This is a genomic window from Roseisolibacter sp. H3M3-2 (assembly GCF_029211165.1).
In the GTDB taxonomy this organism is placed as follows: domain Bacteria; phylum Gemmatimonadota; class Gemmatimonadetes; order Gemmatimonadales; family Gemmatimonadaceae; genus Roseisolibacter.
On the sequence record NZ_JARGEK010000174.1, the window covers coordinates 1 to 9,560 of the forward strand.

Below are 9,560 nucleotides of genomic sequence, written 5' to 3' on the forward strand. Positions count from 1 at the left end.
GGGCGGTGCGCGGCCGCCGTCGCCACCGGCGGCGGGCCGCCGAAGCCGCGCGCCCACACGCCCAGCCGCTCCCACCCGTCCAGCGTGCCCACGCGCAGCCGGGCGGCGAGGTAGGCGACGCGCATCGCGCCGGCCGCCCCCTCGGGCGGGCGCACCGCGAAGCTGTCGGCCAGCGCGCGCGCGGGGGTGAACGGGACGTGGACGCTGCCGTCGGCGTGCAGGTACGACGCGAGCAGCTGCGCCGCCGAGGGGGTCGAGAGGGCGCCGACCAGCGCCGCCAGCTCGTCGCGCTCGGCGGGCGGGAGGTGGGCCTCCACCCAGGCGCGCTGCGCGGAGTCGACGCCCGGTTCGGCGGCGAGGGTGCTCCAGCGGAGCGGGGGCTGGCTGGCGGCCAGCAGGGCGGCGACGGCGAGCGCGACGGGAGGCATGGCCAAAACATACGTAGTTGCGAAACGCACAAACCATCGGCACCGTAGGCGTGTCCAAGTCCACGATCCTCCCGACGCCGCGCCCGCCCTTTCTACAAAGTAGAGATGCTCATCCCCCGAGGCCCGCACCTCCTGCTGCGCGCGCTGCTCCCGCGCGCCGAGCGCGACGAGGTGCTGGTGGACCTGTCCGCGGAGTTCGGCGCGATCGCCGCCGCCGACGGGGAGCGGGCGGCGCGGCGGTGGGCGTGGCGGCAGGCGCTCGGCTCCGCGCCGGCGCTGCTCGGATGGACCTGGTGGCGCGGCTGGACCGGTTTCGAGCCGCGCGCGAACGCCTACCGGCCCGGAGGGCCCATGCTCAAGAGCTGGATCACGGACGCGCGCTTCGCCGCCCGCCGCCTGCGGAACCGTCCGCTCTACACGCTGCTCGCCGTCCTCACGCTGGCGCTGGGGATCGGCGGATCGGCCGCGGTCTTCGGCCTCGCGCGCCCGCTCCTCCTCGACCCCCTGCCCTACGCGCACGCCGGCGAGGTCGGGACGCTGTGGATGACCGGCTGGTGGACGGAGGAGGAGTTCCTCTTCCTGCGCGGCCGCATCCCCGGCTTCCGGCAGGTCGCGGCGCACCGGCCGAGCGACGTGATCCTGCGCGACGGCGAGGGGCCGACGCGGCTCGTCGCGGCGCGGCAGACGTCGTGGGAGCTGTTCGACGTGCTGGGCGCCCGCCCGATGCTCGGCCGCGGCTTCCGCGAGGGGGACGACGCGCAGGGCGCGGAGCCGGTGGTCGTGCTGAGCTACGGGCTGTGGCAGGAGCTGGGCGGGCAGCAATCCGTCGTCGGCCAGCGGCTGACGCTCGACGGCGAGCCCCGCACGGTGATCGGCGTGATGCCGCGCGGCTTCTGGTTCCCCGACCCGGCGGTGCGGCTCTGGCACGCGCGCCCGCTCAACCCGCAGGGGCGCAACGGCAGCTACGCGCTCACCGGCCGCACCGCGCCCGGCGTGAGCGTGGAGGCGATGCGGCCGCAGCTCGCGGGCCTCGCCAAGATGCTCGGCGACCGCTTCGAGTACAGCGAGGCGGGCGACAAGACCAAGGAGCCCGCGGTGACCCCGCTGCGCGAGGAGCTGCTCGGCTCCATGCGCCCGGCGCTGCTGGCGACGCTGACGGCGATGGGGCTGATCCTGCTGATCGCGTGCGCCAACGTCGCGGCGCTGATGCTCGGGCAGGTCGAGGGGCGGACCGCGGAGCTGGCGGTGCGCTCGGCGCTCGGCGCGAACCGCGGGCGGCTGACGCAGCAGCTGGTGGTGGAGGCGCTGCTCGTCGGCGTGCTGGCGGCGGTGGCGGGCGGCGCGCTGGCGGCGGGCGGGTTCCGCCTGCTGGCGGGCGCGCTGCCGCTCGGCGCGTGGTCGGAGAGCGCGCGCTTCGACTGGACCATGTTCGCGGCGGCGCTGGCGCTCGCGGTCGGCGCGGTGCTGCTGGTCGTGCTGGTGCCGACGGTCTCGCTGTGGCGCGGCGACCTGCGCGCCAAGATCGGGAGCGCGCGCACCGGCGGGATCCAGGGGCGCGGCGGGCGGATGGAGGGCGCGCTGGTCGTCACCGAGGTCGCGCTGGCGATGCTGATCGCCTCGGGCGCGGCGCTGCTGGTGCGCAGCGTGTCGAACCTCTACGCCATCGACCCGGGCGTGCGCACCGAGGGGCTGGCGGTGGTCGACGTGATGTCGAGCCGCAGCCTGCCGAGCGCGGAGCGCCGCCAGACGCTCGACGAGATCGCGCGCGCGCTCGGCGCGCTGCCGGGTGTGCGGTCGGTGGGGGTGGCGATGAAGCTCCCGCTGCGCGGCTCCGGCGACAGCTTCGGCATCCGGGTCGAGGGGCGCGACGCCGACGGCCCGGGCACCAACACGTACTTCCGCATCGTCACGCCGACGTACTTCGAGACGATGGGGATGCGGCTCCGCGAGGGGCGCACGTTCGACAACTCGGACCGCCTCTTCGGCCCCGCCGACACGGCGAACGTCGAGATGTCGGTGCTCGTGAACGAGGCGTTCGTCCGCAAGCACTTCCCGAAGGAGACCGCGATCGGGCGCCGGCTGACGGGCGGCTTCAACGCGCCGCAGCGCATCGTCGGCGTGGTCTCGGACGTCGCCGAGGCCGGGCTGACCGACGAGGACGCGGCGGCCGTGTACTACCTCGCGGGGCAGGCGCCGATCTTCGGCGCGTCGGCGTCGCTGGTGCTGAACGCGGGGAGCGAGGCGGCGGCTGCGGGCGTGCTGGACGCCGCGCGCGGCACCGTCTCGCGGGTGGCGCCGGAGTTCGCCGTGCAGGGGACGACGACGATGCGCCGCGTGCTCGACACGGCGGTCGGGCCGGCGCGGCAGATCATGGCGCTGCTGGCGCTGCTGTCGTCGCTCGCGCTGGTGCTCGGCGCGGTCGGGATCTACGGCGTGATCGCGCACTTCGCGGCGCGGCGGAAGCGCGACTGGGCGATCAAGGTCACGCTCGGGCTGCTGCCGCGCCGCGTGATCGGGAGCATCGTGGCGCAGGGCGCGGCGCTGGTGGGCGGCGGCGTCGTCATCGGCCTCGCCGGGACGGCGGTGCTGGCGCGGCTGCTGGAGAGCTTCCTCTTCCGCGTCGGCACGCTCGACCCGGTGGCGTTCGCGGCGGCCGGCGCGGCGCTGCTGCTCATCGGGCTCGCGGCGGCGCTGGTGCCGGCGTGGCGCGCCGGGATGCTCAACCCGTCGGTCGTGCTCCGCGAGCAGTGAGCGCGCCCATGCCGACGTCCCCGTACGCGCCGCTCGGCGTGCTGGAGGAGCAGATCGTCGTGGCGGTGCTGCGCAGCCGCGACGAGGGGTTCGGGATGCAGGTCCGCCGCGAGATCGAGCGCGCGACCGGCCGCGACCTGGCGATCGGCGCCGTCTACGCGACGCTCGACCGGCTGGAGGCGAAGGGGCTCCTGCGCTCCGACCGCGCGCGCCTCGACGGCGCCTCGCGGCGGCTGTTCGCGGTCACGCCCGAGGGCGCGCGCGCGCTGGCGGACACGCGGGCGATGCGGGAGCGTCTGTGGGCGGGGGTGGAGCTGTCGGGGCTCCTCGCGCTGGCGGGGCGCTGAACCGTCCTGTGACCTGCGACCTGCGACCTGCGAGAGCACCCGGTCGCAGGTCGCAGGTCGCAGGCTCCTACGACGGCCGGTCCGACGAATGGTCGCCGTGCAGCAGGTGCGCCGTCTGTCGTCCCACCAGGATCCGCGTCGCGCGCACGTCGTGCCCCACGTCGATGAGGACGAGCGCCAGGTCGCCCGCGCCCCAGAGCAGGCCGGCGAGGACGATCAGGCGGCTCGCCTCGGCGACGAGGGTCGGGATCGCGTCGAGCCCCTGCTGCGTGAGCCCCGTGATCGCCTCGGCGACGAGCAGCAGCACGAGGACGAGCGCGATGAGGCGGAAGAGCTTGGAGAGGTAGCGCAGCCCGACGTACGGCTCGAGGTCGGCGCCGCGCACGTTGAACAGCGGGTCGGTGCCGGCGCGGCGGTGCGGGCCGCCGTCGGCCACCGGGGCGGCCCCGAGGGGCGCCGACTGGTCTGGGTCCGTCGTGTTGCGCGGGTGCGTCATCCGCCTCCTGGCCCGCCCGTCCACCGCGCGCGGTAGCCGCGGGCATCGATGTGCGTGAAGGGCCCGTGCCCCGGCCCGGTGGGGTAGATGCCGACGCCGCCGACGAGGTCGGGGTGCGCCCGCTCGACGCGGTCGACGGCGGCGGCCATCACCTGCGAGTCGCGCATGTCCACGCGCCCGTCGCGGTTCAGGTCGTCCATCCGCCCGTCGCCGTCGTTGTCGATCCAGACGTCGGCCGCGTCGCCGTACATGTGCCGGCTCAGGCTCGCGCGCCCGGCCGTGTTGCCGCCGCCGGCGTTGTACTGCGGCGTGCGGAAGCCGCTCATCACGTAGACGCCGCGCGCCGGGATGCCGCGCGACTCCAGGTCGGCGAGCACCAGCTCCAGCTTGTCGAGGAGCCGCGGCTGCACGACGACGTACTTCGGCCACACGTCGCGCTGGTCGTGCGTCAGGAAGTGGCGTAGCCGGAAGTGCTCGGACAGCGGCGTGTCCTGGTTCTCGCGCGTGACCTGGATCAGCCCGCGCGGCGGGGCGTAGTTCGCGTCGGCCGCCAGCCCGCCGCGGGCGCGCCCGCGCTCGGTCGGCCAGGTGCCGACGAAGTACCGCCCGATCCGCCCGCCGCGCCGCTCGCTGAGCGGGGTGAGGCGCACGACCCGGAGGTCGCTCACCGGCTGCAGCGCCGTCCCGACGCGCACCGCCAGCCGCCCGAGCCCGGTCCGGGCGTCGGCGGGGGCGACGTCCACCGCGGTGCCGGCCGGGAGCTCGGCGTGCAGCGAGTCGCCCGGCGCCTGCTGCACCAGCCGCAGCTTCCCGCTCTGCCCGCGGTACTCGCCCAGGGCGCGGAGGGCGGCGTCGGTGAGGAAGGCCGTGGAGGGGGCGTCGGTGCGGGTCAGCGCGGCGGTGACCGCGCGCGTGGTCGGGGTGACCGCCCGGTCGACCTCGCCGCCGGCCGCCAGGTCCCGCCCGCGCTCGACCACCAGGCTCCAGGCCCAGGCCGACGCCAGCACCAGCAGCACGAGCGACGAGGCCGCCTCCAGCCACCGCTCGCCGCGCGGGCCGACGCTGGGGCGGTGCCACCAGCTCGCGGCCGGCTCCGGGAGCTGCAGCGCGCGCTCGACGAGCGCGGCCAGCTCCGCCAGCTCCTCGGCGGCGTGGTGGGCCGCGTCCTCGATCCTGTCCTCGATGCGCGCCGACGCTTCCTGCCTCACTCCGCGTGTCCCTCCCGCCGGGGTCCGGCGGGGGGGAGTGCGCGTTCCGTGCCCGTCAGGCGGCGGCCGGACGGCGCCGGGCCGCCAGCTCGTGCAGCTGGACCGCGTGCCGCTCCGCGTGCCCGGCCAGGAAGAGGAGCCACTGGGCCCCATCGAGGAGGCCGAAGTGCGGGTGCGGGGCCGTGCGCGTGCGCAGCGCGTCGCCGTGGGCCACCGCCAGGGCGATGGCCGTGTCGCGGGCCGCCTCCAGCCCGGCGCACAGGGCCGCCGGGCGCGCGCCGTCGCCGACCGGGCGCAGGCGCTCCGGGGCGTCGAGGCGCACCGCCCGATCGGCGGACGCGCGCAACACCTCGTGGTCCGTGGGCAACGCGATCGCCGGGTCGTGGCGCGGCCAGGTGAGCAGCGTGCCGCGCACGAACTCCACCACCGCCCACTCGGTGAGCGCCAGGTGCTCGACCACCTCGGCGGCGCTCCAGCGGCCGGCCGGCCCGCGGGCGGCCCCGCGCACGCCCGGGAGCGCGGCCACCGCCTCGCGCCGCACCTCGCGGTCGGACTCGAGGCGGCCGACGACGTCGGACGCCGCCCCGCCCGCGCGGCGCCCCGGGAGCGCGGGCGGCGCGGCGTAGCGCAGGTTGTCGGCGATGTCGCGGGCGGCGTACCCCATGGGACCCTCGGCGCGTCGGAACGGCGGTGCTGGGCGGGACGTCGTGTCCCGCACCGACTCTGACACGCCCTACCCCACGATGGTTTGCCCGGTGACGCCCGCGAACGTCACGAACGTGCAAGGGGGCGGCGTCCCCGTGGGAACGCCGCCCCCGCCCCGCCGCGGCCGACGCGCGGAGGCGTCAGCGCGCGCGGCTCACCACGACTCGACGCCGCGGCGCTCGCCGCGCGACTCGCTGCGCAGCTGGCGCGAGAAGTTGAAGTGGATGTAGCCGAGCGCCGTGCACACGCCGATGAACGCGATCCACGTGATCGTCGTGTTGATCGTGTCGATGCCGCCGGTCATCCCGGGGTGGTTGGGCCGCGTGTTGTACAGCACGAACGCGAGCACCGCCACGATGCCGAGGATGACGACCATCATCTGCAGCGCGAGCAGGCCGGCGATCTTCGGGGAGAGGCGCGGGGACGGCATGGGCGGACGAGTCTCGGGGGTGCGGGGGACGGGAACGGGCGGGAAAGATGGGCGGACGGCCCCCGCGGACCAAGGGGCCCGGGGAGCCGCCGGTTCCGCGCCGGGGTCAGTCCCAGCGCTTGAGCATCATCCGCAGCTCGTCGCGGTGGCGGGTCTCGTCGGCGATCAGGTCGTCGAAGTCCACCGCCAGCCCGTACTCGCCGCACGACTCGGCCTGGTCGCGGCGGGCGACGTAGCGGTCGACGGTCTCCTCCTCGTCCTTCAGCGCGTTCTGCAGCATCTCGCGCGGGTCCTCCGTGTACTTCACCTTCGCCGGGACCGTCTCGGGCTTCCCGCCCATGGCGACGATCTTGTCGGCGAGGATCTGGGCGTGCCCCAGCTCGTCCGCGATCTCGGCGGTGAAGAACTCGCGCAGCTCCTGCCGGTACTTGCCGGGGACGGCGCTGGCGTACGTGCGGTACTGGATCACCGCCTGGTACTCGCGCGCGAGGTCCTCGTTGAGCAGCGCGATGAGCTGGTCGCGGGAAATGTCGGCCATTGCCTGGGTCGGGTGTCGGGTCGGGGCGCGCCGGCGGCGCGCGGCGCCGGACGTCGCAAGGAGCGAACCCGCGCGGGTCACGCGGGGTCGGGGGACAGTACCTCTACGCCGGACGCGGTCACGCGGTGCGAGACCAGCGGGAGCGGCGGCGGCGCCTCGTCGGCGATCCGCACCGCCGCCTCCAGCGCCGCCCGCCCCGCCTCGACGCCGGCCTCGTCGCGGGCGTGGATGGTGGCGAGCGGCGCCCCCGCCGCGACGCGGTCGCCGGGACGCGCGGTGATGACGAAGCCGACCGCCGGGTCGACGGCGTCGGCCACCGTGCGCCGCCCGCCCCCGAGGTCGATGATCCCGCGCCCGACGGCCCGCGGCTCGATGCGCGCCACCACTCCGGCGCGCGGGGCGCGCCAGACCCGCGTGACCGGCGCCTGCGGCAGCACCGCGGGGTCCTCGACGACGCCCGGGTTCCCCCCCTGCGCCTCTACGATCTCGGCGAGCTTCGCGGCGGCGCGCCCGTCGGCGACGACCGCGCGCATCGCGGCGTGTGCGGCCTCGCGCGTGTCGCAGGCCCCGCCGAGCAGCAGCATCTCGGCGCCGAGCGCGTAGGTGACCGTCATGAGGTCGTCGGGCCCCTCGCCGCGCAGCGCCAGCACCGACTCCTCGACCTCGAGCGCGTTGCCGCAGGCGCGGCCGAGCGGCCGGTCCATCGCGGTGATCAGCGCGACGGTGGGGCACCCGTGGTCGGCGCCGAGGGCGATCATCGTGCGCGCCAGCTCCAGCCCGCGGTCGAGCTCCGGCAGGAACGCGCCCGAGCCGCGCTTCACGTCGAGCACGAGCCCCGTCAGCCCCTCCGCGAGCTTCTTGCTCATGATGCTGGCGGCGATGAGCGGGATCGCCTCGACGGTGCCGGTCACGTCGCGCAGGGCGTACATGCGGCGGTCGGCCGGCGCGATCTCCCCCGTCTGCCCGATGAGCGCGCAGCCGAGCGCCTCGACCTGCCGCGCCGCGTCGGCGAGCGAGAGGTCGGTGCGGAAGCCGGGGATCGACTCCAGCTTGTCGAGCGTGCCGCCGGTGTGCCCGAGGCCGCGCCCCGACATCATCGGCACCGCGACGCCGAGCGCGGCGACGATCGGCGCCAGCACGAGCGACACCTTGTCGCCGACGCCGCCGGTGGAGTGCTTGTCGACGCGGCCGACGCGCAGGTGCGACAGGTCGAGCGCGGCGCCGCTGCGCAGCATCGCGTCGGTCAGCGCGCCGATCTCCTCGCGGTCGAGCCCCCGGAAGTAGATGGCCATGAGCAGCGCGGCCATCTGGTAGTCCGGCACCGCGCCCGCGGCGTACGCCTCGGCGAGCGCGCGCCACTCGTCGGGGGCGAGCCGGCCGCCGTCGCGCTTCCGCTCGATCAGGGGGAGGACGATCATTGTTCGGTGGTCGGTGTAGCAGTGGGAGACCGGCCCCAACTTACCCACGGCTTCCCCGGAGTAGCAGGATGACGCTTCGTTCGCTGGCCGCCGCCGCGCTGCTCGGCGTCGCCTCGCTCGCCCCCGCGGCGCGCGCCCAGGCCCCCGCCGAGCACGTCGCGATCGGGGACCGCGAGCGCGCGGGGAACCCGGCGTCGGCGCTGCGGCACTACGAGGCGGCGCTGTCGGCCGACGCGCGCAACTACGAGGCGCTGCACAAGGCGTCGGCGGCCGCGATCGACGCCGGCGAGGCGGCCCCCGACGCGGCCCGCCGGACGGCGCTCTACAAGAGCGGCGAGCAGTACGCGCGCCGCGCCGTCGAGGCCAACCCGGGGCACGCCGAGGGGCACTTCGCCCTCGCCCGCGCGCTCGGGCGCACGGCGCAGTCGGTCGGCTCGCGCGAGCGCGTGAAGTACGCCGCCGACGTGCGCACGCACGCGCTGGAGGCGCTCCGGATCGACCCGCGGCACCCCGGCGCGCTGCACGTGATGGGGATGTGGAACGCCGAGATCATGCGCCTCAGCGGCGTGACGCGCTTCATGGCCAAGAACTTCCTCGGCGGGAAGGTCTTCGACTCCGCGAGCTGGGACGAGGCGCAGCGCTACCTGGAGCAGGCGGTGGCCGTCGAGCCGGACAAGCTGGTGCACCGGGTCGACCTCGCGGAGATCTACGCCGACCGGAAGAACACGGCGAAGGCGCGCGAGCAGGTCGACTTCGTGCTGAAGGCGCCGGCGGCCGAGGCGAACGACGCGAAGTACAAGCGGCAGGCGGAGGCGCTGGCCAAGCGGCTCTGAGTGGGACGCTGCGGGCTGCGGGCCGCGGGTTTCCGAATCCGCAGCCCGCAGCCCGCAGCGCCTCTCAGGCTTCGGCGCGCGCCCGCCGCTTGGCCTCCCGCCACCGGCGGTCCCAGGCGTCCTCGGCGGCCCAGCGGCTGCGGACGAGGGAGCGATCGAGGCGGGTGCGGGTGTGGCGCGCGCCGCGCCGCACGGCGTCGCCCCAGTCGTCGACGCGGTCGACCACCTGGTCGCCGACGTGGCGGGCGCGCCGGGCGAGGCGGACGCGGGTCTCGTAGCCGCTGGCCGGCGCCATGAGGAGGGCGGTCCCGGCGCCGAGGAGCGCGCCGACCGCGACGCCGACGGCGAAGGTGCCGAGGCCGCGCCAGTCGGTGCCGCCGGCGCGGGGGCGATCGTCGGGGGCAAG

The 9,560-nt window shown here is 76.1% G+C and carries 11 protein-coding genes; 3 read left to right on the plus strand and 8 right to left on the minus strand.

Annotated features, from left to right (window positions below; all coding sequences use genetic code 11):
* A partial coding sequence (locus PYV61_RS14585) for a hypothetical protein (RefSeq protein ID WP_275832782.1) occupies positions 1–428 on the minus strand: 428 nt, incomplete at its 3' end.
* A gap of 105 nt (positions 429–533) precedes the next feature.
* Between PYV61_RS14585 and PYV61_RS14590 the strand changes: the two genes are divergently transcribed.
* Positions 534–3,179 carry an ADOP family duplicated permease gene (locus PYV61_RS14590; RefSeq protein ID WP_275832784.1) on the plus strand — a complete coding sequence of 882 codons (2,646 nt, stop codon included), beginning with the start codon at positions 534–536 and terminating at the stop codon, positions 3,177–3,179.
* Positions 3,180–3,187: 8 nt separating this feature from the next.
* Complete coding sequence (locus PYV61_RS14595) at positions 3,188–3,526, plus strand: PadR family transcriptional regulator (RefSeq protein ID WP_275832787.1); 339 nt, start codon at positions 3,188–3,190, stop codon at positions 3,524–3,526.
* 67 nt (positions 3,527–3,593) lie between these two features.
* Here the strand turns inward: PYV61_RS14595 and PYV61_RS14600 are convergent, their stop codons facing one another.
* The 6 genes from PYV61_RS14600 to PYV61_RS14625 form a co-directional block, all read right to left on the minus strand.
* Positions 3,594–4,022: a hypothetical protein gene (locus PYV61_RS14600; RefSeq protein ID WP_275832789.1), complete on the minus strand. Its 429-nt coding sequence runs from the start codon at positions 4,020–4,022 to the stop codon at positions 3,594–3,596.
* Positions 4,019–5,230: a D-Ala-D-Ala carboxypeptidase family metallohydrolase gene (locus tag PYV61_RS14605; protein ID WP_275832792.1), complete on the minus strand. Its 1,212-nt coding sequence runs from the start codon at positions 5,228–5,230 to the stop codon at positions 4,019–4,021. The genes PYV61_RS14600 and PYV61_RS14605 overlap by 4 nt, the downstream gene beginning before the upstream one ends.
* Positions 5,231–5,285: 55 nt before the next feature.
* Complete coding sequence (locus PYV61_RS14610; protein WP_275832794.1) at positions 5,286–5,894, minus strand: DinB family protein; 609 nt, start codon at positions 5,892–5,894, stop codon at positions 5,286–5,288.
* Between the two features lie 195 nt (positions 5,895–6,089).
* Positions 6,090–6,365, minus strand: a complete 276-nt coding sequence (locus PYV61_RS14615) for a hypothetical protein (RefSeq protein WP_275832796.1) — start codon at positions 6,363–6,365, stop codon at positions 6,090–6,092.
* Positions 6,366–6,471: 106 nt separating this feature from the next.
* On the minus strand, positions 6,472–6,903 hold the full coding sequence (locus PYV61_RS14620; RefSeq protein ID WP_275832798.1) for a ferritin-like domain-containing protein: 432 nt from the start codon (positions 6,901–6,903) through the stop codon (positions 6,472–6,474).
* 77 nt (positions 6,904–6,980) lie between these two features.
* Positions 6,981–8,321, minus strand: a complete 1,341-nt coding sequence (locus tag PYV61_RS14625; RefSeq protein WP_275832800.1) for a thymidine phosphorylase — start codon at positions 8,319–8,321, stop codon at positions 6,981–6,983.
* 68 nt (positions 8,322–8,389) lie between these two features.
* Between PYV61_RS14625 and PYV61_RS14630 the strand changes: the two genes are divergently transcribed.
* Positions 8,390–9,154, plus strand: a complete 765-nt coding sequence (locus PYV61_RS14630) for a hypothetical protein (RefSeq protein WP_275832802.1) — start codon at positions 8,390–8,392, stop codon at positions 9,152–9,154.
* A gap of 64 nt (positions 9,155–9,218) precedes the next feature.
* Here PYV61_RS14630 and PYV61_RS14635 read toward each other — a convergent pair.
* Positions 9,219–9,560, minus strand: a 342-nt coding sequence (locus PYV61_RS14635) for a YtxH domain-containing protein (RefSeq protein WP_275832804.1), incomplete at its 5' end; no start/stop codon positions are given.

Excerpts from the sequence above, each read along its gene's own strand:
- PYV61_RS14590 (WP_275832784.1), top strand. The coding sequence starts at position 534 with ATGCTCATCCCCCGAGGCCCGCACCTCCTGCTGCGCGCGCTGCTCCCG.
- PYV61_RS14625 (WP_275832800.1), bottom strand. The coding sequence starts at position 8,321 with ATGATCGTCCTCCCCCTGATCGAGCGGAAGCGCGACGGCGGCCGGCTC.
- PYV61_RS14600 (WP_275832789.1), bottom strand. The coding sequence starts at position 4,022 with ATGACGCACCCGCGCAACACGACGGACCCAGACCAGTCGGCGCCCCTC.
- PYV61_RS14630 (WP_275832802.1), top strand. The coding sequence starts at position 8,390 with ATGACGCTTCGTTCGCTGGCCGCCGCCGCGCTGCTCGGCGTCGCCTCG.
- PYV61_RS14595 (WP_275832787.1), top strand. The coding sequence starts at position 3,188 with ATGCCGACGTCCCCGTACGCGCCGCTCGGCGTGCTGGAGGAGCAGATC.
- PYV61_RS14610 (WP_275832794.1), bottom strand. The coding sequence starts at position 5,894 with ATGGGGTACGCCGCCCGCGACATCGCCGACAACCTGCGCTACGCCGCG.
- PYV61_RS14615 (WP_275832796.1), bottom strand. The coding sequence starts at position 6,365 with ATGCCGTCCCCGCGCCTCTCCCCGAAGATCGCCGGCCTGCTCGCGCTG.
- PYV61_RS14620 (WP_275832798.1), bottom strand. The coding sequence starts at position 6,903 with ATGGCCGACATTTCCCGCGACCAGCTCATCGCGCTGCTCAACGAGGAC.